The organism is Nocardia sp. CA-145437 (genome assembly GCF_050956485.1).
In the GTDB taxonomy this organism is placed as follows: domain Bacteria; phylum Actinomycetota; class Actinomycetes; order Mycobacteriales; family Mycobacteriaceae; genus Nocardia.
Genome location: NZ_CP191204.1, coordinates 5,438,903 through 5,463,766, shown reverse-complemented (window position 1 = coordinate 5,463,766; position 24,864 = coordinate 5,438,903). Strand labels below are relative to the sequence as shown.

Genomic DNA, 24,864 nt, shown 5'->3' with positions numbered 1-24,864 from the left:
AAGCATGACGCGAGTTTCCGGCCACACCTTCCCGCTATCCCCGGCGCAGCTGGGGATGTTCTACGCCCAGCAGCTGGATCCGGCCGTGCCGTTGTCGGAGGCCCAGTACATCGAGATGCGCGGGCCACTCGAGGTCGAGACGCTGCGGCGGGTGGCGGTGCTGGCGGGCCGTGAGTTCGGTTCGGGTGTCCTGCGGTTCGTCGAGGCCGGGGACCAGCCGTGTCAGGTGGTCGACGCCGGGATGGAGCGCGAGATCGGGTTCCTGGATCTCACCGATCGCACCGATCCGGTCGCCGAGGCGCTGGAGTGGATGCGTGCCGACGTGGCGCGGCCGATCGACCTGTTCGGTGTGAACGCCGGGGTATCAACGGTGATCCGGGTCGGGGAGTCCCATCACCTGTGGTACACCAGAGCTCACCACCTTCTCATCGATGGATTCGGTTCGGTGACCATGCTGTATCGGGTCGCCGAGCTGTACAACGCCGCGGTGCGCGGGCAATCGGCGCCTCCCGGCACCGCGGCCTCGCTGTTGGCAGTGCACGAGGCGGAGATGGCGTACCGGGAGTCCTCCCGGTACGTCACCGACGAGCACTACTGGCGCGAGGCCACCGCGGGCATGCCCGACCGTTGCAGCCTGGTCGCGGCCACCGCCCCGGCGTGTGCGCTGGGACGTGAGGCCCGCGCCCAGCTCGGTGACGGCACCGCCGCCCGGCTGGAAGCCGCCGCCCGCCGCTTCGACACCAGCTCGGCGACCGTGGTCATGGCGGCGGTCGCGCTCTACTACGCCCGCCTGACCGCGACGGAGGACGTGGTCCTGAGCCTGCCGGTCTCCGGCCGCACCACCGCGGTCCTGCGGCGTTCGGGCGGCATGATCGCCAATGTGGTGCCGCTGCGCGTGCCGGTGCCGCGCACCGGGCGGGTCGGCGAGGTCCTGGACGCGGTCCGGGTCGCGGCGTCGGGAGCCCTACGCCACCAACGCTTCCGCCACGAGGACATGCGCCAGGACGGTTCGCGAGAGGAGGACGGCGACCGGGCCGCGGCCGGGAATGACGGGGGACGCCAGGCCGAGTTCGGGCGGGGGATGACCGGGCCGGTCATCAACATCATGTTGTTCCCGGCCGGGATCGATTTCGAGGGCGTCGAATCGAGCCTGCACGTGGTGACGTCGGGGCCGATCGAGGACCTGTTCGTCAACTTCTATCAGCACGGGGCGGGTGCGCCGATCCATGTCGACTTCGCGGCGAATCCGCGGTTGTACGACGAGGATTCGCTGGCCCGGCATCACCGCCGGTTCCTGGCGCTGCTGGATTCGCTGCTGTCGGCGGAGGCCGGGACTCCCGTGGCCGCGCTGGATTACACGGTGGCGGACGAGAAGCCGCTGCTGGCGGGCGCGCACGGGATGACCGCACCCGAACCGCGGCTGCTGCCGGAGATCCTGGCCGCCGGTCTGCATCGGGCGGGGCCCGACGCGATCGCGGTCATGGCCGCCGATCGGCGACTGACATACGGCGAGTTGGACGCGCTCTCGAATCGGCTGGCGCGCCGGATATCGCGCGCCGCCGGGTCCGGCTCGGACGCGCCCGTTCTGGGCCCGGAGTCGACGGTCCTGCTCGCCCTGCCGCGCTCGATCGAGGCGGTGGTCGCCTTGTGGGCGGTGGCCAAGACCGGTGCGGCGTTCGTGCCCGTGGGCACGGCCCTGCCCGCGGCCCGGCTGGCCGATATCGCCGCCGAAGCGGGCGCGACGGTCGGTCTCGCCTTTACGGAATCGTCTGCGAAACTGCCGGATTCGATGCCGTGGATCGCCCTGGATGATCTCGTGCGAGGCGGTGGCGCGGCCTCCGACGACGCCGCGCTGTCGGATCTGCCGTTGACCGACCACGAGCTTCGTGGCCGTCCCCGGGTCGAGAATCCGGCCTACCTGGTCTTCACCTCCGGGTCGACGGGCGTGCCGAAGGGCGTGGTGGTGACCCACTCCGGTCTGGCCGGTCTGGCCGCGGCCATCGTGTCCGCGTACCGGGTGGATCCGGGTTCCCGTGTCCTCCAGTGCTTGAACCCGAGCTTCGACGCGGCGGTGCTGGAGTGGCTGATGGCGTTCGCCGCGGGCGCGACGCTGGTGGTGGCCGAACCGGATCCGGTGCTCGGCGCCGAATTGGCCGGACTGGTCCGGGATTACGGCATCACGCAGGTGTGTTCCACCCCCGCGGTGCTGTCCACGCTGGAGTCGAACGCGCTCGACGGTGTGCGCGCGGTGTCCTCGGGCGGTGAGCCGACGCCGCCGGATATCGTGGCGCGCTTCGGGGCCGGGCGGGATCTGCTGAATTCGTACGGGCCCAGCGAGACCACGGTGGCGGTCACCTACACCGGTGGCCTGGTCGCGGGCGTCCAGTCCGGTCTCGGCGATCCGATTCCGGGCGCGGGGATGCTGGTGCTGGACCGCTGGCTGCGCCCGGTGCCGATCGGCGTGGCGGGGGAGCTGTACGTGAGCGGTCCGGGGGTGGCGCGCGGGTACGCGGGCCGTCCCGGTCTGACCGCGGAACGGTTCCTGCCCGCGCCGGACGGTGCGGCCGGGGCGCGTATGTACCGCACCGGAGATCTGGTGCGCTGGACCGAGCACGGCGTGCTCGAGTACGTGGGTCGTGGTGACTTCCAGGTCAAGTTGCGCGGTATGCGGGTCGAGCTGGGGGAGATCGACGCCGCCCTGAACGCGCACGCCGGGGTGGAGATCGCGGTGACCGTGGCGCGTCCGGGCGCCGGCGGTGGCACCGTGCTGGCCGCGTACGTGGTGCCGCACGCCGGGCACGCGATCACCGAGGCCGAGCTGCTGGACCACGCCACGCACCGGCTGCCGCCGTACATGGTGCCCGCGACCGTCACCGTGCTGGGCGCGCTGCCGCTCACCGCCAACGGCAAGGTGGATCGGCGCGCGCTCCCGGAACCCGTTGTGGCGCAACCGATCGATGCCGGGGCGGCGGCCACCGAGACCGAACGCGCACTGTGCACCCTGTTCGCCGAGGTCCTCGGCATCCCCGGGGTCGGCCCGGGCACCTCGTTCTTCGCCTTGGGCGGCGACTCGATCATGGCCATCACCCTGGTCTCGCGCGCCCGCGCGGCGGGTCTGGTCTTCTCCGCCCGCGAGGTCTTCGAGCATCGCACTCCGGCGGGTCTGGCCGCCGTGGTCACGCATCTGGAGGATCGCCACGAGCGGCTCGCCGAACTTCCGGGCGGCGGCGTCGGCCGGCTGCCGCTGACACCGGTCGCGTCCTGGCTGTTGAGTCGTCCCGGCTGGCGGCATTTCGCGCAGTCGATGGTGGTCCAGGTCCCGGTCGGGGCCCAACCCGCGATGGTGCTCGCCGCCGTGCAGGCGGTGCTCGACCGCCACGACATGCTGCGGGCCCGCGTCGTCCGCACCGATGACGGGCTGCGATTGGATGTCGCCCCACCGGAGACCGTCGACGCGGCGAACCTGCTGACCCGAATCGACTGTGCCGCGGTGCGGGGCGTCGCGGGCGACGGAGTCGGCGAGCCGGAAGCCGAGGTCGTGATCACCGCCGCCGCGATCGATCGCGCCTTGGCGTCGGCCGTCAACCGCCTGGATCCGCGCTCGGGGTCGATGCTCGCCCTGACCTGGCTGGACGCGGGCGCGGGCCGCTCGGGACGGCTGGCGATCGCCGTCCACCACCTGGCCTGTGACGCGGTGTCGTGGCGAATCCTGCTGCCCGACTTGATGTCCGCTTGGGCGCAGGCCGTCTCCGGTACCCGGCCGGAACTACGCGAGACGGGAACGTCGATGCGCACGTGGTCGTCCGCGCTGGCCGCGGTCGCGAACGCCGATACCGGCGGCGCGGACCACCCGGACGGTGCGGTGGTGGACCTGCCGTGGCCGAGGCGAGAACTCGCGTACTGGCGCGACGTCCTGGCCGAGGCCGCTCCGATCGGATCGCGCGCGCTGGACCCGGCGGTGGACACCCACCGCACCGCCGCCCGCGTCGATCTGGAAGTGCCGGAGGACGTCTCGTCGATTCTGGTCACCCGGCTCGCCGGAACCTATCGGTGCGGGGTCGAGGACGCCCTGCTGGCCGCCTTGACCATGGCGCTCGCGCGCCGGCGTGCCGGGCGCGGCGAGACCGGGGCCGCGAGCACCGTGGTCATGGTCGAGCGCCACGGCCGTGACGAGACCGCTGTCGCGGGAGCGGACCTGTCGCGGACGGTCGGCTGGTTCACCGCGCAGGTGCCGGTCCGGCTGGGACCCGTTGCCATGAACGGTGATTCGGGCTCCGACGCGGTGGAATCGGTGCTGAAGAACGTCAAGGAGCAGCTGCGTGCCGTGCCGCGCAGTGGCCTCGGCTACGGCCTGCTGCGCTATCTGAATCCCGAGACCGCGTCCGAGCTCGCCGCCTTCCCGGAGCCGCAGCTCGGTTTCAACTACCTGGGCCAGATCCCCGATATCGAGCTCGAGGGCGACTGGCTGCCGATCGCGGTCGGCGACCGGCTGGGCGGGCACGCCGACCCGTCCATGCCGCTGGCGGCGGTGCTGTCGGTGGATGCCGTCACCCTGGAGTCGGCGGCGGGGCCGCGGATTCGCGCGATGTGGCAGTACGCCTCCGATGCGATCGCCGCCGAGGACGTGGAAACGCTGTCGCGCGAATGGCTTTCGGCTATCCGCGAGATCGCCGAGCTGCTCCGGCGGCCCGATGCCGGTGGTCTGACCCCCGCTGACCTACCCCTGCTGAAGGTCTCGCAGCCCGAAATCGACGCTTGGGAACAGGCTCTCGGCCATCTCGCCGATGCCTGGCCGCTGACGCCGTTGCAGCGCGGCCTGCTGTTCCAGGCCCACTTGGCCGAGGGCCGCTCGGACGGCTATTCGGTGCAGGCGATCATCGACGTGGAAGCCGACCTCGATCCGGACCGGCTGCGAGCCGCCGCCGAAGCCCTGGTCCGCCGCCACGACGTGCTCCGCGCGGGGTTCATCGACTCGGATATCGGCGCCGTACAGGTGATCCCGGCCGAGGTGCCGGTGCCGTGCGAGTATCGCGAGGCGATCGGCGCGACCCCCGAGGAGCTCGACGCTCTCGCCGCGGCCGAACTGCGCGTCCCCTTCGCGGTGGACCGCCCGCCGCTCATCCGCTTCCTGTGCATCGCGGCGGGCGAGCGCCGGTTCCGGCTGGTCATCACCAACCATCACCTGATTCTCGACGGCTGGTCCATGCCGCTGCTGTTCGCGGAACTCATCGGCCTCTACGAAACCTCGGGTGACGACGCGGGTTTCGCGACCCCGGTCCCCTTCCGCACCCACCTCGAATGGCTGGCCGCCCGCCCCGCCGAACGAGCGCGCACCGCGTGGACGCGGGCCTTGGCGGGTCTCGACGGTCCCACCTTGATCGCACCCACCGCCCCGCGCGCCGCGGCCGCGACCGCGCCGGTCGCCCACGAGGTTCCGCTTCCCGCGGGCCTGCCCGACGCCCTGCGCCGCACCGCCGCCGCCTGCCAGGTCACGGTCAACACGCTGGTCCAGGCCGCGTGGGCGCTGCTGCTGGCCGAGCGGACCGGAGCCACCGACATCGTCTTCGGCGCCACGGTGTCCGGCCGCCCGCCGGAACTCCCCGGCTCCGACCGCATGGTCGGCATGCTGGTGAACACCGTCCCGGTCCGGATCACTCTGAACCCGGCCGAATCCATCGCCGACCTGCTCACCCGCGTCCAGCACGAACAGGCCGCCCTGGCCGAACACCAGCACCTGGGCTTGGACGAGATCCACGCCGCCACCGGACTCGGTCAGCTCTTCGACACCGCCACCGTGTTCGAGTCCTACCCGGTCGACGCGGCCACCCTGGCCGCCGCCACGCGCCATGCCGACCTCGCCGTCACCAACCTGCGCGCCCAGGACGGCACCCACTACCCGCTCTCGCTGGCCGCCTACGCCAATGACGGACTCCGCCTCGAGCTCACCCGCTCGCCTCGCTATTTCGATGCCGACCAAGCCGATTCGCTCGCCGAATCCCTGTCCCGCCTCCTCGTCGCGCTGACCGGACGGTCGACCCACCGCATCGCCACGGTCACCGGCGCGGCCCCGGAGGCCGATGCCGCGATCCGCCACGGCCGGCCCGCGAGCACGCCTCGCCTGCTACCGGACCTCTTGGGTTCCGGCGCGTCCCCGCACGCGGTCGCGATCCGCGATGCCTCCCCGCTCGCCGCCGGGGTGGACGATGCAGCGCCCGTGGCTACGGGAGTGGACGGCACCGCGCCCGTGGATGCCGGAGTGGACGGCACCGCGCCCGCCGATGCCGGAGTGGATGCCGCCGCACCCCGTGCCGTGGAGTCCGACGCGACGGGTACGGGTCGGTTGGTGGACGCTCGGCTCGGCCGGAACGTCCACGAACTCACCTACGGCCAACTGGAGGCGGCGGCGAATCAATTGGCGCGCAGGATGATCGCGGAAGGAGCCGGGCCGGAGCGGACCGTGCTGGTCGCCCTGCCCCGGTCGATCGAGTCCATGGTCGCGGTGTGGGCGATCGCGAAGACCGGTGCGGCGTTCGTCCCGGTGGACATCACCCAGCCCGTCGCGCGGACGAGCGCGATCGCCGCGGAATGTGGTGCGGTACTGGGAGTTACCGGTGCGGTCCGGGAATCGGACGGGGCGGGCGCCGAGCTGCCCGGCGAGGTGGAGTGGCTGCGGATCGACGATGCGCGGTTCGCCGCCGAGTGCGCCGCGCTGTCCGGCGAGGCGGTCACCGATGCGGATCGCGCCGCGCCCTTGCGTCCGGAGCACGCGGCCTATGTCGTGTTCACCTCCGGTTCCACGGGCACGCCGAAGGGTGTCGTGGTCTCGCATGCCGGGCTCGCCGACATGGTGGCAGCCACGATGGCGCGCGGCGGGATCACCGCCGATGCGCGTGTCCTGCATTGCGTGAACCCGGCTTTCGATGCCGCGATGCTGGTGTGGATGTCCGCGTTCGCGGCCGGGGCGACGCTGGTCGTCGCGCCGCCGGAGGCGAGCGCCGGAGCCGAACTGGCCGCGGCGATCCGCGCGGGCGCCGCCACCCACCTGGTCTGCACACCGAGCGTGCTCGGCACGCTCGACGCCGCCGACCTGGACGGGATCGGAAGCGTCGTCATGGGCGGCGAGGTCTGCCCGCCCGCCCTCGTCACCCGGTTGGGTGCCGGTCGCGCACTGGTGAATTCGTATGGACCGGCCGAAACCACCGTGGCCGCGAGCTTCGGCGACGCGATGACGCCCGAGACATCCGCCCTGGTGGGCACGCCGGTGCCCGGAACGACGTTGCAGGTGCTCGACGGGTGGCTGCGCCCGGTGCCGATCGGCTCGGTGGGCGAGTTGTATGTGCGTGGCCCCGGGTTGGCGCGTGGCTATGCGAGCCGCGCTGCGCTGTCCGCGAGCCGGTTCGTCGCCGACCCGTTCGCGGCCGGTCAGCGCATGTACCGTACTGGCGACCTGATGCGCTGCACCACAACGGGTTTCGAGTACGCGGGGCGCACCGACTTCCAGATCAAGATCCGCGGGATCCGGGTGGAGCCGGGTGAGGTCGATGCCGTCCTGCTGACGCATCCGCAGGTGGAGGCCGCGGTGACGGTGGCCCGCAGGAATCCGGCCGGGGCGATGACATTGTGCTCGTATGTCACCCTCGACGCCCCGGTCCCGGTCCCCGACCTGCTGGCGTGGGCGGCGAACCGGCTGCCGCGTTATCTCGTGCCCGCGACCCTGCAGGTGCTCCCGGAGCTGCCTCGCACCGTGTCCGGCAAGGTTGACGCGCGTGCCCTCCCGGAACCGTCACTGGTCCAGGCGGAATACGTCGAGCCGACGGGTACGGCGTCGACCGTCGCCGCGACTTTCGCCGAGGTGCTGGGCTTGGACCGCGTCGGCGCCCGCGACGACTTCTTCGCCCTCGGCGGCGATTCGCTCATCGCGACCCGCGTCGCCGCCCGCCTGGCCGCGCACCTGGACCGCACGGTCCCCGTCCGGCTGCTGTTCGAGGCCCCGGTGGTCGCCGAGCTCGCCGACCGCCTGACCGCTACCGAATCCGACACCGCCGCACCGGCTCTGACCCGGGCCGAGCGCCCAGCCCTGGTTCCCCTCTCCCCGGCGCAGCAGCGCATGTGGTTCGTGAACCGCTTCGACCCGGCGTCCCCGGCCTATAACGTGCCGGTGGCCCTGCGCCTGACGGGCCGCCTGGACCATGCCGCTCTGCGCGCCGCACTCCACGACGTCCTGGACCGCCACGAAACCCTGCGTACCGTCTACCCCGACATCGACGGCGTCGGCATGCAGCACGTCCTCGACGCCGGCGAGGTCCCCCTCGACCTCGAGCCGATTCCGGTGACCCCGGACGCGCTGCCCACGGTGGTCGCGGAAACCATCGGCGACGGGTTCGACGTCACTGCCGCTGTCCCACTGCGCGTTCGCGTGTTCCGGATCGACGCCTCCGCCGGTGACGTGAACGACCACGTCGTCGTCCTCGTCGCCCACCACATCGCGACCGACGGATTCTCGATGGCGCCGCTGACCCGGGATGTGGCCGCCGCCTACGCGACCCGCGCGGCCGGTGAAGTCCCCACCTGGGAGCCGCTGCCGGTGCAGTACGCGGATTACACCCTGTGGCAGCGGGATCGGCTGGGCGATGAGGAGGATGCCCGCTCATCGGCCGCCCGGCAGGTCGCCTACTGGTCGGACACGCTGGCCGGGGTGCCGGATCATCTGGAGCTGCCGACCGACCGTCCGCGCCCGGCCCGCGCCTCGCATCAGGCGGCCGAACACACCGCGCGCGTGGACCGCACCGTGAGCGACGCGATCGACCGGTACGCCCGGGAGCATCGGGCGACGCCGTTCATGGTGGTGCACGCGGCCCTGGCCGTGCTGCTGGCCCGGCTCGGCGGGACCGCCGATGTCGTGGTCGGCACCCCGGTGGCGGGCCGTGGCGTGCGCGAACTCGACGACCTGGTCGGCATGTTCGTGAACACGCTGGTCCTGCGCACCGACGTCCGGCCCGCCGAGGGTTTCGGAGCCCTGCTGGATCGCGTGCGCGACACCGATCTGGCGGCGTTCGAGCACGCCGACGTGCCCTTCGAGCGGCTCGTCGAGGTGCTGTCCCCGGCCCGCTCGGAGGCCCGCCACCCCGTGGTCCAGGTCATGCTGGTGTTCCAGAACCTGCCCATGCCCGAACTGCGGCTGCCCGACCTGACCGTGGCCCCGCTCGAACTGCCGCAGACCAACAGCCGATTCGACCTGAGCCTGACCGTGATCGGCGATACCGACGGCTTGGAGCTGCGCTGCTGCTACGCCACGGACCTGTTCGACGCCGCCACCATGACCGATTTCACCGACCGGTTGGTCCACCTGCTGGGTGAGATCACGACCGAATCCCCGCGCCCGGTCGGCGATCTGGACCTGCTCACCCCGGCGGAGCGGGACCGGCTCGGCGGCGGCCGCGCCCCGGTGACGCCCCCGCGCACCCTGGCCGAGATCATGGCCGACGCCGTCGCCGCCAATCCGGACGGCATCGCCGTGGTCTGCGGCGGCCGGAGCCTGACCTACCGCGAACTCGATGCCCGCGCCGACCAGGTGGCCCGACGACTCGCGGCCGCAGGCGCCCGCCCGGAAACACTGGTGGCCGTGGGTATTCCGCGCTCCATCGAATCGGTGGTGGCGGTCTGGGCCGTCGCTCGCACCGGCGCGGCCTTCGTCCCCGTGGACCCGGCGTACCCGCCCGATCGCATCGCCCGCATCATCGACGTGTCCGGGGTGCGCCTCGGTCTCACCGTCACCGACCAGCGCCCCCGCCTGCCCGGCGGCGTGCACTGGTGGTGCCTGGACGAGCCCGACGCCGACGACAACCCGCCCGAACTCGCCGGAATCCCCAGGAACACCGCCAATCCCGCGTACGTGATCTTCACCTCGGGATCGACCGGCGCGCCCAAGGGCGTGGTGGTGTCCCACGCGGGTCTCGCGAATCTGGCTGCCGCCCAGCGGGAGCGGGACGAGATCACCCGCGATTCCCGCGTCCTGCACGTCGCCTCGCCCAGTTTCGACGCCTCGGTCGTGGAGCTGCTCATGGCCGTCGGCGCGGCCGCCACCCTGGTCGTGGCGCCGCCCACCGTCTTCGCCGGACTCGAACTCGGGGAACTGCTGTCCCGCGAACGCGTCTCGCACATCGCCCTCACGCCCTCGGCCCTGGCCACCGTGGACCCCGCGGGCCTGGACGACCTGCGCCTGATCGTCACCGGCGGCGAGCCCTGCCCGCCCGAGCTGGTGACGGCATGGGCCGCCGAGGGTCGCGGTCACTTCAACGACTACGGCCCGACCGAGGCGACCGTGTGGGCCGTCGGCGGGGCCGTGCGCTCCGGTGAGCCGGTCACCATCGGCATCCCCGCGCCCGGCGTGCGCGCCCTCGTCCTGGACGAGCGGCTGCGACCGGTCCCCGACGGCGTGGTCGGCGAACTGTATCTGGCCGGAATCCCGCTGGCCCGCGGGTACTTCGGCCGCTACGACCTGACCGCCGCCCGCTTCGTCGCCGACCCGCACGGCGTGCCGGGGGAGCGCATGTACCGCACCGGCGACCTGGTGCGCCGCCGCGCCGGGAACCTGGAGTACCTGGGCCGCACCGACACCCAGGTCAAACTGCGCGGCCTGCGCATCGAACTCGGCGACGTCGAGGCGGCCATGACCGCCGACCCGTCGGTCGCGCGGGCGGTCGCGGTGGTGCGCGACGACGGCCACGGCGGCCTGCTGGCCGCCTACGTGGTCGCCGCACCCGGAGCCGAGCCGGTGCCGGCCGAACTGAAGAAGGCTGCCGCGCACCGACTCCCGTCCTACATGGTGCCCACCGCGGTCATGGTGCTACCGGAGCTGCCGCGCACCGCCAACGGCAAGCTGGACCTGGACGCCCTGCCCGCCCCGCGGCAGGAGGCCCGCGCTCACCTGGCCCCCGAGGGGCCCGTGGAGACCGCGGTGGCGGCGGCCTTCGCCGAAGTGCTCGGCATCGATCGGGTGTGGCGCGACGACGACTTCTTCGCGCTCGGCGGCAATTCGCTGATCGCCACCCGGGTCGTGGCCCGGGTGGGCGCCGCCCTGGACGCCGCCGTGCCGGTGCGGGCGCTCTTCGACGCCCCGACCGTGGCCGAGCTGGCCGCACTCGTGGCGGCGGGCGCCGCGTCCGACCGCCCGCGTCCCGGACCGCGCCCGCGCCCGGCGCGGATCCCGTTGTCGGCGGCACAACAGCGCATGTGGTTCCTCAACCAGTACGACCCGGGCTCGCCGCTCTACAACATTCCCGGCGCCTTCGACATCGATGGCGCGCTCGATGTCTCGGCGCTGCGCGCCGCGATCGACGATGTCGTGGCCCGGCACGAGACGCTGCGGACGATCTATCCGGCCGGGCCCGACGGCCTTCCGGACCAGCGGATTCTGCCGCCGACCCCGGGTTCCACGCCGATCGCCGAACTCGATGTCACCGCGGACGGCATCCACGCCGCGCTGATCACCCAGCTGTCGCGGGGCTTCGACATCACCCGCGAAACCCCGCTGCGGGTGTGTGTCCTCCACGTCGGGCCGGAACGCACCGTGCTGGCGATGGCGGTCCACCACATCGCGGCCGACGGCTGGTCGATGGCCCCCTTGGCGCGAGACGTCGTGTACGCGTTCGCCGCTCGCACCGCGGGCGTCGCGCCCGAATGGACGCCGCTGCCGCTGCAGTACGCCGACTACGCCCTGTGGCAGCACGAACTGCTGGGCGCGGAGAGCGATCCCGGCAGCCTCGCGAGTCGGCAGCTGGAATTCTGGCGCACCACCCTGGCCGGTCTGCCCGAGGTCCACGCCCTGCCCACCGACCGCCCCCGCCCGACCCTGCCGTCCGGTACCGGCGATCGCATCGAATTCACCGTTCCCGCAACCGTTCAAGACCGAGTTCAGCAGCTGTCCCGCGCCCACGGCGCGACCCCGTTCATGGTGGTGCACGCCGCCCTCGCGGTGCTGCTGGCGCGGATGTCCGGTCACCCGGACATCGCGCTCGGTTCGGTGGTCGCCGGTCGCGGCGACGGCGAATTCGATGACCTCGTGGGCATGTTCGTCAACACCGTGGTGTTGCGCTCGCAGGTCGATCCCGCCGCCGGATTCGCCGCCACCCTCGACGCGGTCCGCCGCGCCGACCTGGCCGTCTACGGCAATCTGGACCTGCCGTTCGAACGACTGGTGGAGGCGCTGGCCCCGGTCCGCTCCACCGACCGTCACCCGCTGTTCCAGGTGCTGCTGGCCTTCCAGAACGTGCGGACCGAGCGAACGGCGCTGCCGGGCTTGGCGGTCCGCCCGCTGGACGCGCCCGCGCCCGGTTCCAAGTTCGATCTCGAATGGATGCTGGCCGAACAGTTCGGCGCCGCGGAGGAGCCCGCGGGGATGACCGCCTCCCTCACCTTCGCCACCGACCTGTTCGACCGCTCCACCGCCGTGGCCATGGTCGACGGCTTCCTCGCGATCCTGGACGCGATGACAGCCGATCCCCTGGCGGCGGTCGGCGCCATCGAGGTGGCCGGGGCAGGGCTGCCGGCGCTGACGGCGACTCCCCACGAGAAGCCGAGCCAGGTGGCGCAGGCTCCGGTCCATCGCGGCTATCGGGCCGCGCGAACCGAGGAGGAACGCATCCTCGTCGCCGCTTTCGAAGCCGTGCTGGAGTCTCCGCGAGTCGGCGTGGACGACAACTTCTTCGATGTCGGCGGCACCTCGATGGGCGCGGTCCGCGTCGTCACCCAGGTGCGGGAGGCGACCGGCCTTCCGATGGCGCTGCAGTGGATGTTCCTCGATCCCACCCCCGCCGCGCTGGCGCGACGCCTCGGCGAAGCCGCCGCGCAACCGGGCGTGGAGCAGTCGATGGGGGTGCTGCTGCCGATGCGCCCGCAGGGTGACGGTGCCGCGCTGTTCTGTGTGCATCCGGCCATCGGATTGGCCTGGTGCTACGGCGGATTGGTCCGCCACATCGACGGTGCGCACCCCATCTACGGCATCCAGTCTCCGGGTGTGACCGACGGCGGGACGACCGACCGCACCGTGCGCGACCTGGCCGTGCGCTATGCCGAGGAGATCCTTCGCGTGCAGCCCGAGGGTCCCTACCAGCTGCTCGGCTACTCGGCGGGCGGTCCGCTGGCGCACGCCACCGCGGTCGAACTGCGCCGCCGGGGTGCGGAGGTGCCCTCGCTGATCATGCTCGACTCCCGCGCCGACGTCGCCGTACGTGACGACACCGCCATTCCGCCGCTGTCGCTGCTGCTGGCCGAATTCGGCGGCATCGACATCCCGCCCGGACTCGACGACCTCACGGCCGACCGCGCCGCCGAACTGCTGGAGTCGGCCGGAATCAGTTTCTCCGCAACCGAACTGGAGAACGTCTACGGGGACATGTGTCATCTGCTGCGGCAGATCGCCGCCCACGAGCACGAGGTCTTCGACGGCGACCTGCTGTTCATCGCCGCCTCGGGCAACCCGGACCCCATCCCGAACGTCAGCACCTGGCAGCCCTACATCGCGGGCCGGATCGACCACCGCCCCGTCGAATTCGGGCACAACCGGCTCACCACCCCGGAGGCGTGGGAGGAGATCGGCCCCCTGGTCGCGGCGTATCTGAGCCGCTGATCCTGGCCGCGATCCGCTCGGCTGGGGAACAATGGGCCCGGAAACCCGGTCGGCGACGGAAGGTTCGGAGAAGTGTCGGTGAAGGGGACGGCGGACGAGAAGGGGCTGCTGCACGCGGTCGCGGTGGGGGTGGGCGCGCTCGGCGCGGGCGAGCTGCTCGCCGCGGCGCGCGGCGGCTCCATGCTCGACGGAATCGGGCGGCTGGCCGCCGATTACGCGCCCGTGCCGGTGGTCGAGACCATGGTGGCGCAGGCCGGGGACCACGACAAGGAGATGACCCGGCTCGGTGTCGCGCTGTGGGGTGTGGGCGCGGCCGTCGGCACGGCGCTGCTCCCGCCGCGGCTGCGCACCCCCGCGGCCGCCGTGTTCGGCGCCGCCACGGCGGCCGCGGCCCTGCGCAGCACCGACCGCTCGGTGCCCGGGGCGCTCGGCGCGGTGGCCGCCGCGGCCGTCCTGCGGGCCGGACTGCGCAAGCCCACCGGGCACGGATTGTTGTGGGCCGCAGCGGGAACCGGCCTGATCGCCGCCGCCGAAACGCTGGTGCGACGCCAGGATCAGCGGCACCGGGAACGGGCCCGCCGGGTCGGCCCGATGGGCGCGCACGTCCCGGTCCCCGACGACGGCATCGGCAGCGAGCCCGGCCTGACTCCGTTGATCACGCCCGCGAGCAAATTCTATGTGGCGGACGTGAATTCGCGAGCGCCGCGCATCGACCCCGCCGACTGGCGGCTGTCCATCGGCGGCCGGGTCGCCCATCGGCTGCGGCTGTCGCTGGCCGATCTGGCCGAGCAGGCCGTCGAATTCGACGCCGTCATGGTGTGCGTGCACAACACCGTCGGTTCCGGCCGCTGCGCCAATGCCCGCTGGCTCGGCGTCCCGCTGACCGAGCTGCTCGACCACGCCGTCCCCGAATCCGGCGCGACCCGGCTGGTCACCCGCGCCGTCGACGGCTACACCATCTCGCTGCCGCTGGAACCGCTGCGCACCGGCGAATGGCCCGGCTACCTGGTCATCGGCATGAACGGGGAGCCGCTGCCGCCCGAACACGGCTTTCCCGCACGGGTTTTCGTGCCCGGCATCTACGGCCAGTACTCGGGTGCGAAGTGGGTCGGCGAACTCGAGCTCACCGACGACAGCCACGTCGACTACTGGTGGAAGCGCGGCTGGCCCACCGAACCGCTGTGGGTGCGGCCGCAGGCCCGCATCGACGTCGCCTCCGGCGGCGGCGCGGGCGGCGGCAAGTTCACCGTCGCGGGCGTGGCCTGGGCCCCGCCGCACGGGGTCGCCGGGGTGGAGATCCGGATCGGCGAAACCGACTGGCTGCCGGTGGAACTCGGCTCCGAACTGGCTCCCGCCGCCTGGCGGCGCTGGCGCACCATCGTGGATGTGCCGCCGGGCACCCACACCATTCAGGCCCGCGCCATCAGCCGCTCCGGCGAGGTCCAGGACGCCGAGGAGCGCCCGCCGTTCCCGATCGGCCCGGGCGGTCTGCACAGCGTCACCGTCACGGCCTGATCCTCGCCCCGCCCATGACATCTGTCATGGGCGGACAGTGACGAACCGAGGATGCGCGGCAGGTCGCGGCGGGTGACGGTATTCGTGTGAACCTCACCCTGTGTGGCTCGTGCCGCGTTGCCCCGGGCCGGTGCCGCCGGCTGCCCCGATGCTGTCCCTGAGCGCTGTCATGCCGTCTCGATCCGCCGTAGGACCGCACGCTGACCGGCGACGATCGGTATGGGCTCGGGTAGCGTCCCGCGGTGTGGACGCGGAAGAGGCGGGTATTCGGCGACGGCGACGGTTCGGGACGCTGCTCGCGGCCGTGTGGGCGGTATACCTGTTCGACCCGCTGCGACAGGGCTGGCAGCTCGAGAATCCGGTGGCCCGCACGTACACGATCGCGGTGATCGTCGCCTTCGGCGTCGCCTACGTCGCGTCCTATTGGCTGCTGGTGCGCGGCCCGTCCGACCAGGGCTGGCCGCCGCGGCCGCCCTGGCCGGCGGTGGCCGGATCCCTGGCCGTGCAGGCGGCGCTGATCGCGGCCGCGGCGGTCACCCTGCACTCGCAGATGCTCGGGCTGGGCGTCTACATGGCCTCCTACATCGCGTTCACGCTCCCGGTGCGGCGGGCGGCCCCCCTCGAACTCGCGTTGATCGTGGTGTTCGCGGTGCTGCCGCAACTGCTCACCGGGCAGCCGCCCGCGTACTCGCTGATGCAGTCGATCGTGTTGGCGGCCTTCGCGGTCGGCGGGATCCGGGTGATCCTGCAACGCAATCACGAACTGCACATCGCCCGGCAGCAGCTCGCCGAACTGGCCGTGGCGGAGGAGCGGCTGCGGGTCGGGCGCGACGTGCACGACATCCTCGGCCACTCGCTCACCGTCATCACCGTGAAAACCGAATTGGCGCAACGGCTCGTCGACGTCGCCCCCGAGCGCGCGAAGACGGAGATGGCGGATGTGGAACAGCTGGCGCGGGAGGCGCTGGCCGGAGTGCGCTCGACCGTCGGTGGGCTGCGGGCGGTTTCGCTCGCCGGCGAGCTGACCACTGCCCGCACCGCGCTCGACGCCGCCGAAATCGAGGCCGTGCTACCGGATCCCGGCGAACTGCCATCGCGGCACAGCGTCGTGTTCGGCTGGGTGCTGCGCGAGGCCGTCACCAATGTGGTGCGGCACAGCGGCGCGGCGCACTGCTGGGTCCGGGTCACCCCGAACAGCATCGAGATCGCCGATGACGGCGTGGGCCCGCGCGACTCGGCCCGCACCGGATCCGGCCTGTCCGGACTGCGCGAGCGGGTCCGGGCCACCGGCGGCGAACTCACCCTGGGCGCGCGCCCGGACGGCGGCTTCCGGGTGCTGGCAAGCTTCCCGGAGACGATCAAGGAGCCGGAATGATCAAACTGCTGCTCGCCGACGACCAGGCTCTGGTCCGCGGCGCCCTGGCGGCCCTGTTGAGCCTGGAACCCGACCTCGACGTGGTCGCCGAGGTCGGCCGCGGCGACGAGGTGCTCGCCGCCGTCGAGCGCACCACCCCCGACGTGGCCCTGCTGGACGTGGAAATGCCCGGCTTGGACGGCATCTCGGCCGCCGCCCATCTGCACGCCGCCCATCCGGCGGTCCGCATCCTGATGGTCACCACCTTCGGCCGCCCGGGCTACCTGCGCCGTGCCATCGACGCGGGCGCCTCCGGCTTCGTCGTCAAGGACACCCCCGCCCGGGAACTCGCCGACGCCGTCCGCCGTGTCCACCTGGGCCTGCGCGTCGTCGACCCGGCCCTGGCCACCGAAACCCTCACGGCCGGAACCTCACCCCTCACCGCCCGGGAACGCGAGGTTCTCGCCGCGGCCGCTGACGGCGCGACGGCGGGCGCCATCGCCAAACTGCTGCACTTGTCCGAGGGCACGGTCCGCAACCATCTGTCCTCCGCCATCGGTAAAACGGGCACCCGCACGCGCGCCGAAGCCGTCCGGGCGGCCGAGCGTCTCGGCTGGCTCTAGCACCCCGGGGCATTAGCTGAATCATGACCACGGGTGGCACATTGTGGGAAATGTTCTGAAATGAGCCACTTTCTCAAGTTTGCCGGGTTAGGTTCACGGCTACACCGGACAGTCGGTGAGGAAGCGGAAGTCGGAGGACACCATGGGAATTCTCAGCCTGATCGCGGGGCTCGCGCAGATGGTCATCGGCACCATCGTGGCCAACACGGGTTCGGGTGGGACCGGCTCCGGCTGGTGAGTGCGCCGGGTTCGGCTCACCTCAGGTGAGCCGAACCCTCAGAACCGGCCGCCCCGGCTGATCCGCCGGGAGCCGTCGGAACCGCCGAAGGAGCCGGGGCCGTAGCTGCGGCCACCGCCCCCGCCTCCGAAACCGCCGCCGAATCCGCCACCGCCGCGGCGGTATTCATTGCCCATCCCGCGCAGCATTCCGTCGATGAGGATGCCACCCAGGATGGCCCCGGTCTGGGAGCCGCCGGAGGACACGCGTTGCTGCTGCTGGGCCTGCCATTCCTGCACCGCGGCCTGCGCGGTGTGCAGTGCGCGATCGCCGAGTTCGACGGCGCGCTGGGCGGATTGGAGAGCCTGCTCGGGATTCGAGGCGGCGAGCTGATCGGCCTGCTCCAGACTGCGCTGCGCCTCGGCCAGACGGGTACGCGGTTCGGCGTCGACACCGCCGCGACGGGTACTGATGTAGTCGGCGGCCGCATTGACCTGGCTGCGGGCCGCGGTCAGCGTCTGGTCGAGGCGGCGACGCAGGTCATCGGCTGCCCGCTTGCGATCGCCGGCCGCGGCAATGGCCTGATCCAGCGCGGCGTCGGCGGCGACGGCCTGTCGGAAGACCCCGAGCGGATTGGTGGCCCCGTCAGCGGTGGCCTGATCGAGAGCCGTGCGCGCGGCGGCCGTCGCGGCGGGCAGATCGGTGCCGCCGTGCTCCGACAGTCCGCCGGCGGTGGCCAGATCACCGCGCAGTTCCTCGATCATGGCCGACAGTCCGGCCCGCGCCTGCTCGATATCGGTGGCGGCCGAATCGACCGCGTCCAACAGCGTGCGAGCCGCGTCCACGGCCGATTCGGCGGCGCGAATGTCGGATACCGCCGCGCCCTGCTGCCCGACCGGTTTGGCGGCTGCGGTCCGGCCGTCCGCGATCGTCCTCTCCGCGAACCCGATTCGCTCGCTCGCCATGCTCACGTTGTCGTGGATGGGCGCGAGCACCGACGCGGGATGCGCGGCCACCAGCGCCGTGAGCGTGGCCTGGGCGCCGGGTACCCGCGCGGTGAGCTCGATCAGATCGCGGGTCAGCGCGTCCAGCCGCTCTCCGGCATTGATGAGCAGATTGCGCATGGCGTCGAATTCGCCGACCTTGGCGTCGAGGTCCCGATTCGCGCTGCCGCAGCTGCTGACCAGGTCGATCAGCATGCGCTGCTGCTGATCCGGGGTCTCGGGGATGTCGTCGTCGAGCTGCTGGCGGATGGAGAACGCCTTGGCCAGCGCCCGTTTCGCGCCCTCCAGGGCGGCGGTGAACGGGGTGGTGGCGGTGGCCCCGAATTCGTCGGTGGCCAGCCGCAATTCCTCGGTGCTGGTGCGAATGGCGTTGTCGGTGTCGACCAGCGTCTCCTTGGACAGGGCGTCCAGTACGACCAGCGGCAGGGCCTCCAGCGTCCGGGTGTCGGTCGGATCGGCCTTGCGCGCCGAATCCATGACCGAGCGTTCCCGCCGCGTCTTGCGCCGCTTCGACCACCACCAGATCCCCAGCACCGCCAGCGCGACCAGGAGCGCGATGATCAGCATCGGGAACAGTCCGATGCCGCCGGACCCGCTCATGGCGTCCGAGAGCCCGGTCGCCGTGGCCAGCCCGGTCCCGGCCCAGTTCCCGTCGCGCAGCTTCGGCTCCACCCTGTCGGTGAGCAGCCGGTCGAGTTCCTTGTCGCTGACCGACTGCGGCACCGTCCCGGTGAACGCGTACGCCCGATCATCGACGGCGACCGACAGCAGCACGTCGCGATCCCCGAACCCGGACAGCTTCGCGGTCTGCTCACCCCAGGCGTGCGAGTCCATTCCGCTGAAGTCGCGCACGTAGACGATCCACAGCCGCTCGTGGTCGCGCGAGTACAGCGCGTCGATGGCCTGCTGCAGCTCCGCGGCCTGTCCGCGGTCCAGCGCCCCGGCCTGGTCGGTGATATAGCCGGGCAGTCGCAGGGGCGTCTCGGCCGCGGCCGGCGCGGCGTGGCCGCCGACCAGGGCCAAGGCCGCGAGCAGACCGGTCACGAGGAGGGACAGCTGCTTCGGTGGCCGCATGCATCGAATCTAACTGTGGAACGCGGAGGGTCGGTTTCTTCTGCACACTGTGTCGGGAGCCATGACTACGATCGGTGACGTGATCACCATCGATTCGCCCTACACGGGCCACGTCTCGCCCGGCTCCAATCCGCAGCAGCGTGAGGTTCCGGGCGCGCGCATCGTGAAGATGTCGGTCGGTGGCATGGACAACAACACCTATCTGGTGCAATGCGCCGCCACCGGCGCGACCCTGCTGATCGACGCCGCCAACGAGGCCGAGCGGATCCTCGAGCTCATCGGCCAGGAGGCCCCGGGCCGGCTGGAGCTCATCGTCACCACCCATCAGCACCAGGACCACTGGTTCGCGCTCCAGGATGTGGTGGCGGCCATCGACATTCCGACCGCCGCGCACGAGCTGGACGCCGCGCCGCTACCGGTGCCCCCGGCCCGGCTGCTGGCCGACGGTGACAAGGTCCACGTCGGCGACCTCGTGCTGGAGGCCATCCACCTGAGCGGGCACACCCCCGGCTCGGTCGCGCTGGCGCTGACCGACGGCGCGGGCGGCGTCCACCTGTTCACCGGTGACTCGCTGTTCCCGGGCGGCGTGGGCCGGACCCGGTCTCCGGAGCAGTTCACCTCGCTGCTCGGCGACGTCGAGACCAAACTGTTCGACCGCTATCCGGACGACGCCGCGGTGTATCCGGGCCACGGCGACGACACCACCCTCGGCGCCGAGCGCCCGCACCTGCCCGAATGGCGGCAACGCGGTTGGTGAGACTCCGCAACCACCGAGCCGAACCGGACTGGTTGGCACAGGACATGGCCACATCCACCGCCCCCGAACGCGGTGGCGGCACGCTGCGCTGGGTGCGGCGGCTGCTGGTCGGCGGGGTGCTGATGGGCCTGGTCGTGGTGGGCGGCACCGCACTGCACGTGTGGCAGGTGGCCCGCATCGACGACTACACCCACGCCGACGCCATCGTGGTGCTGGGCGCGGCCCAGTACGACGGCACCCCGTCGTCGGTGTTCGAGGCGCGACTGGACCAGGCGCACAAGCTGTTCCGCAAGCAGGTCGCCCCCATGATCGTGACGGTGGGCGGCAAACAGGTCGGCGACAACTACACCGAGGCGGCCTCGGGCAAGAACTACCTGAAGGACCAGGGCGTCCCGGAGGACCGGATCCTGGCCGTCGAAACCGGTTCCGACACCCTGCAGAGCGTGGAAGCGGTGTCGAAAGCGCTGCTGGCGCGCGGAAAATCGTCGGTGGTGCTGGTCAGCGACCCCTGGCATTCGCTGCGCACCCGCACCATGGCGCGGGACGCCGCGCTGTCGGCGTGGACCGCCCCCACCAGAACCGGGCCCGCGGTGTACACGCGGGAATCGCAGGCGCACGGGATCTTCCGGGAGACCTTCGCATTGCTCTGGTATCAGCTGACCCATTTCTCGGCGGACTTCAAATACACGGCGGATCAGTGAGCAATGAACGCACGCATCGACTATGACGGGGTCTACACCGACGCCGACCGGGAACGCATGGTTCCCGAGACCGAGCACACGGCCGGACTGAGCTGGTCGCCGTGCCCCGCCCGGCGCAGCGAGTTCGCGCGTGACCGGGCCCGGGTCCTGCACTCGGCAGCGCTGCGGCGGCTCGCCGACAAGACCCAGGTCATGGGCCCCCGCGACGGTGACACCCCGCGCACCCGGCTCACCCATTCGCTGGAGGTCGCCCAGATCGGCCGCAGCATCGCCGACAGCCTGGGCTGCGATCCCGACCTGGTGGACCTGGCCGGGCTCGCCCACGACATCGGGCACCCGCCCTACGGGCACAATGGCGAGAAGGCGCTCGACCAATTCGCCGACGCGCACGGCGGTTTCGAGGGCAACGCGCAGAACCTGCGCATCCTCACCCGGCTCGAACCCAAGGTGATCGACGATCAGGGCGTCAGTGTCGGGCTCAACCCGACCCGGGCGGCCCTGGACGCCGTCATCAAATACCCGTGGGGCAGAACGGGTCCCAGCTCGAAGTTCGGGGCCTACGGGGTGGACATGGACCGCCTGGCCTGGGTCCGCAAGGACACGCCCGAACGCCGCCAGTGCCTGGAGTCGCAGATCATGGACTGGGCCGACGATGTCGCCTACTCGGTGCACGATGTCGAGGACGGGGTCATCGTGGGGCGTATCGACCTGCGCGCCCTGGCCGATCCGGTCGAACAGGTGGCGCTCGCCGAACTCGGCGCGCAACGGCATGCCGCGCATTCCGTGGACGACATGGTGGCCGCGGCGCAGCGGCTCTCCGAACTACCGGTGGTCGCGGCCGCCGCCGAGTACGACGGCTCGCTGCTCGCCTCCGTCGCGCTCAAACGGCTGACCAGCGATCTGGTGGGCCGCTTCGCCACCGCCGCCGTCGAGGCTACCCGCGCCGCGTGGGGCGGCCGCCAATTGTCGCGTTACGCCGCCGATCTGGAGGTGCCGCGCATCGTGGCCGCCGAGGTCGCGGTCCTCAAGACCATGGCGTTGCGGTACGTGCTCTCCGACCCGATTCACCGGGTGCGGCAGGCCGGGCAGCGCGAACGCATCCTGCTCGTCGCCGACCGGCTGCTCGCCGCCGCCCCGCACGGGCTGGACCGGCTACTGCTGCCGTGGTGGGAGGAAGCCGCCGACGACACCGCGCGGGTGCGGGTGATCGTCGACCAGATCGCCTCCTACACCGAGAGCCGCCTGGAACGCATCGCCGCCGCGATACCCTGATTCCGGTGAATCCGGCGGCAGGGGGCGCGCGATGACACGCGAGGTGGACGACCTGGTCGACCTCGAGCGATATCCGCTCGACCGACGGTCTGTGGCACGGCTGCGCGAGGTGATCGAGCGGTCGCAGGCGGACTTCCTGGTCAGCGGAGTCACCGTGCTGCCCGAATTCCTGCGGCCCGCCGCGGTCACCGAGATGGCGGCCGACGTGCTCTCCGACGGACTCGGCGACGCCATGCGCTTCGAATACACCGTGGCCTGCGACCGGATTCCGGACTCCTCGCCGTTGAAGGCGCTCTACCACTGGGAACCCCTGCGGGAGTTCGTCTCCCACCTGGTGGGGGAGCAGGCCTACCGGTCCGCCGACGAACTGGGCGCCATGACCGTGCAGATCCACGAGAACGGGGACATGCAGGACTGGCACTACGACATGTCCGATTACACGGTGATGCTGCACATCGTCGCGCCGGAGCGGGGCGGAGCACTCGAATACATCCCGCTGCCCGGCGCTTTCATCGAGCGCGGGGGCGGGCTGCCGATGCGGCACCGGCACATGGTGAAGATGCTGCCGACCGTGCCCGGGACGCTGGTGCTGCACGCCGGGCGGCGCTCCCGGCACCGGGTGACGCCGGTGCAGGGTGAGATTCCGCGGGTGAGCGTGCACATGGCGTTCAACGCGCGGCCCGGGCAGCGGTTGAACGCGCACGTGCGGAGGCATCTGTTCGGGCGCGAGGACTGAGCTTCGGTCGGAGGTCGTGGACTGAGCCTCGGTCGGAGGTCGTGGACTGAGCCTCAGTCGGAGTGCATGGCCACGTAGTGCGGGATGGTCTTCGCGGGCGGGCCGTCGGCCACGACGCGGCCCTCGTCGAACACCAGCACGCGGTCGAAATCGGCGAGCAGGTCCAGATCGTGGGAGACCACGACCAATCGCTGCGGGAGGTCGCGCAGCATCCGGGTGATGCGGCGGGTGTTGCGGAGGTCGAGCAGGGTGGTCGGTTCGTCGAACACCACGTACTCCGGTCGCACCGACAGCACCGCGGCGATGGCGAGCAGTTGCTTCTGGCCGCCGCTGAGCAGATGCGCGGGATGGTCGCGGAATTCGGTGAGGCCGTAGGTCGCGAGGGTCTCGGTGACCCGTTGCGGGATGTCGGATTTGGCGACGCCGTGGTGCTTGAGCCCGAAGGCGAGGTCCTCGGCGACCGTCGGCATGACGATCTGCACATCCGGATCCTGGAACACGAATCCGACCAGTTTGCGCACGGCCCGGCCCTGTTTGCGGGTATCGAGGCCGTCCACTCGGACCGTCCCCGCGGTCGGCACCTGCAGGCCGTTGAGCAGCCGCGCGAAGGTGGATTTGCCCGAACCGTTCGCGCCGACGACGGCGATCCGATGCTCGCTCAACCGCAGATCCAGGTCGCGCAGTACTTCGCGCTCGCCGAATCGGTGCGAGACGCCGTCGAGTTCGATCATGCCCGGGCCGGAATCATCGGATACGCCTTGCGCACCGCCACCGCGGCCAGCGACCCGATCACCGTCTTGACCACGTCGCCCGGCAGGAACGCCACCGAGGTCGTGATCGCCTTGCCCAGCGAGATGTGCGCGGCCGCGGCCATCCACGGGATCCCGATGGCGTACAGCACGATCGCGCCGCCGAGGAAGTTGATCAGCAGGGCCAGCGGCAGGTTGTAGTGCTTCCACACTCGTTCGGTGAGCAGGCCGATCACCAGCGCGCCGATCGGATAGGCGATCACGAAACCACCCGTCGGGCCCATGATCACCGACAGGCCGCCGCGCCCGCCCGCCAGCACCGGCAGTCCCGCGAAGACCATGACGTCGAAGAGCAGCATGGCCAGCGCGCCGCGCTTGGCGCCCAGAATCGAGCCCGCCAGGATGACGCCCAGAGTTTGCGAGGTGAATGGTGCGAAGGCGCCCGGCAATTGGATCAGCGGGAAGAATCCCAGGACCACCATGATTGCCGCGAACAGCGCGATCTGCGCCAAATCCCTACTACGCACCCGAGGCATCCTAAATGGCTGCTGGACCGACCGGTCAGTCCAGTCCCCGAGCGTCCAGGGCCTCACCGACCCCGTCGGCCATGCGCAGTGTGCGGATCAGTAGCGGGACCAGGAAGACGGTGCTGCGCTCGATGCCGCGAGCCCGCTGGGCGGCGCGCACGAGTTCGGCCTGCTCACGGATGACCGGGATGAATCGGATGGTCATGGCGACCAGCAGGCCCACCCGTTCGGGGCGGACGCCGAGCGGGCGCAGCGGGGTGAGTGCGCGTTCGATGGTGTCGACCATGGCCGAGGTGCGGGTGGTCAAGGTCACCAGATTGGCCAGCAGGACCAGGGTGAGCAGGCGTTCCCCGACCAGGACCGCCGTACGCGCGTCGGTGAAGATCACCTGCGCGATCACGATCAACCCCAGGAACGGCAGCAGCGCGAGGACCTGCCGCCCGGTCGTCCGCCACGGAATCCGCGCGAGCGCGTACAACCCCAGCACCACGATGAGCACGCCGGTCAGCACCGTGATCGACGACACGAAGAACAAGGCCGTCCCCGCGACCGCGAGCCCGGCCAGCTTCACCCCCGCGGGCACGACGTGCACCGGCGTCCGGGCGTCGTGGTAGAGGCTGAGCACGCATCGATCCTGGCATGCGCCGGAAAGGCCATTCGGTCCGGCGTCCAGCCGTGCGTCCCGGTCGAGCGTGTCGGGGCCTCGGG

Annotated in this window: 12 protein-coding genes; 8 read left to right on the top strand and 4 right to left on the bottom strand. The window is 71.5% G+C overall.

The window, feature by feature from the left end; translation table 11 throughout:
* Positions 1 to 4: 4 nt before the first annotated feature.
* The 4 genes from ACQPYY_RS25415 (at position 5) to ACQPYY_RS25400 (ending at position 17,119) form a co-directional block, all read left to right on the top strand.
* Positions 5 to 13,627 carry an amino acid adenylation domain-containing protein gene (locus ACQPYY_RS25415; protein ID WP_433591261.1) on the top strand — a complete coding sequence of 4,541 codons (13,623 nt, stop codon included), beginning with the start codon at positions 5 to 7 and terminating at the stop codon, positions 13,625 to 13,627.
* Between the two features lie 72 nt (positions 13,628 to 13,699).
* Positions 13,700 to 15,142, top strand: coding sequence for a molybdopterin-dependent oxidoreductase (locus ACQPYY_RS25410; protein ID WP_433591260.1), 1,443 nt, complete (start codon positions 13,700 to 13,702; stop codon positions 15,140 to 15,142).
* A gap of 244 nt (positions 15,143 to 15,386) precedes the next feature.
* On the top strand, positions 15,387 to 16,517 hold the full coding sequence (locus ACQPYY_RS25405; protein ID WP_433591259.1) for a sensor histidine kinase: 1,131 nt from the start codon (positions 15,387 to 15,389) through the stop codon (positions 16,515 to 16,517).
* Positions 16,514 to 17,119, top strand: coding sequence for a response regulator transcription factor (locus tag ACQPYY_RS25400; RefSeq protein WP_433591258.1), 606 nt, complete (start codon positions 16,514 to 16,516; stop codon positions 17,117 to 17,119). The genes ACQPYY_RS25405 and ACQPYY_RS25400 overlap by 4 nt, the downstream gene beginning before the upstream one ends.
* A gap of 276 nt (positions 17,120 to 17,395) precedes the next feature.
* Here the strand turns inward: ACQPYY_RS25400 and ACQPYY_RS25395 are convergent, their stop codons facing one another.
* Complete coding sequence (locus ACQPYY_RS25395) at positions 17,396 to 19,414, bottom strand: TPM domain-containing protein (protein WP_433591257.1); 2,019 nt, start codon at positions 19,412 to 19,414, stop codon at positions 17,396 to 17,398.
* 61 nt (positions 19,415 to 19,475) lie between these two features.
* On the opposite strand from ACQPYY_RS25395, the gene ACQPYY_RS25390 reads away from it, so the two are divergent.
* Genes ACQPYY_RS25390 through ACQPYY_RS25375 form a run of 4 tightly spaced genes read left to right on the top strand, consistent with a single transcriptional unit; the run spans position 19,476 to position 22,880 of the window.
* Positions 19,476 to 20,171, top strand: a complete 696-nt coding sequence (locus ACQPYY_RS25390; RefSeq protein WP_379094989.1) for an MBL fold metallo-hydrolase — start codon at positions 19,476 to 19,478, stop codon at positions 20,169 to 20,171.
* A gap of 44 nt (positions 20,172 to 20,215) precedes the next feature.
* Positions 20,216 to 20,872, top strand: coding sequence for a YdcF family protein (locus tag ACQPYY_RS25385; protein ID WP_433591256.1), 657 nt, complete (start codon positions 20,216 to 20,218; stop codon positions 20,870 to 20,872).
* A 3-nt stretch (positions 20,873 to 20,875) separates the two neighbouring features.
* Positions 20,876 to 22,144 carry a deoxyguanosinetriphosphate triphosphohydrolase gene (locus ACQPYY_RS25380; protein WP_433591255.1) on the top strand — a complete coding sequence of 423 codons (1,269 nt, stop codon included), beginning with the start codon at positions 20,876 to 20,878 and terminating at the stop codon, positions 22,142 to 22,144.
* A 31-nt stretch (positions 22,145 to 22,175) separates the two neighbouring features.
* Positions 22,176 to 22,880, top strand: coding sequence for a HalD/BesD family halogenase (locus ACQPYY_RS25375; protein ID WP_379094997.1), 705 nt, complete (start codon positions 22,176 to 22,178; stop codon positions 22,878 to 22,880).
* A 53-nt stretch (positions 22,881 to 22,933) separates the two neighbouring features.
* Here ACQPYY_RS25375 and ACQPYY_RS25370 read toward each other — a convergent pair whose 3' ends face one another.
* The 3 genes from ACQPYY_RS25370 to ACQPYY_RS25360 are packed head-to-tail and all read right to left on the bottom strand — an operon-like array spanning position 22,934 to position 24,781.
* Positions 22,934 to 23,611 (bottom strand): energy-coupling factor ABC transporter ATP-binding protein, encoded by a 678-nt coding sequence (locus ACQPYY_RS25370; protein WP_433591254.1) that lies wholly within the window; start codon positions 23,609 to 23,611, stop codon positions 22,934 to 22,936.
* Positions 23,608 to 24,156 (bottom strand): biotin transporter BioY, encoded by a 549-nt coding sequence (locus ACQPYY_RS25365; RefSeq protein WP_387306787.1) that lies wholly within the window; start codon positions 24,154 to 24,156, stop codon positions 23,608 to 23,610. The genes ACQPYY_RS25370 and ACQPYY_RS25365 overlap by 4 nt, the downstream gene beginning before the upstream one ends.
* Positions 24,157 to 24,190: 34 nt before the next feature.
* Positions 24,191 to 24,781: an energy-coupling factor transporter transmembrane component T family protein gene (locus ACQPYY_RS25360; RefSeq protein WP_433591253.1), complete on the bottom strand. Its 591-nt coding sequence runs from the start codon at positions 24,779 to 24,781 to the stop codon at positions 24,191 to 24,193.
* Positions 24,782 to 24,864: the final 83 nt, after the last annotated feature.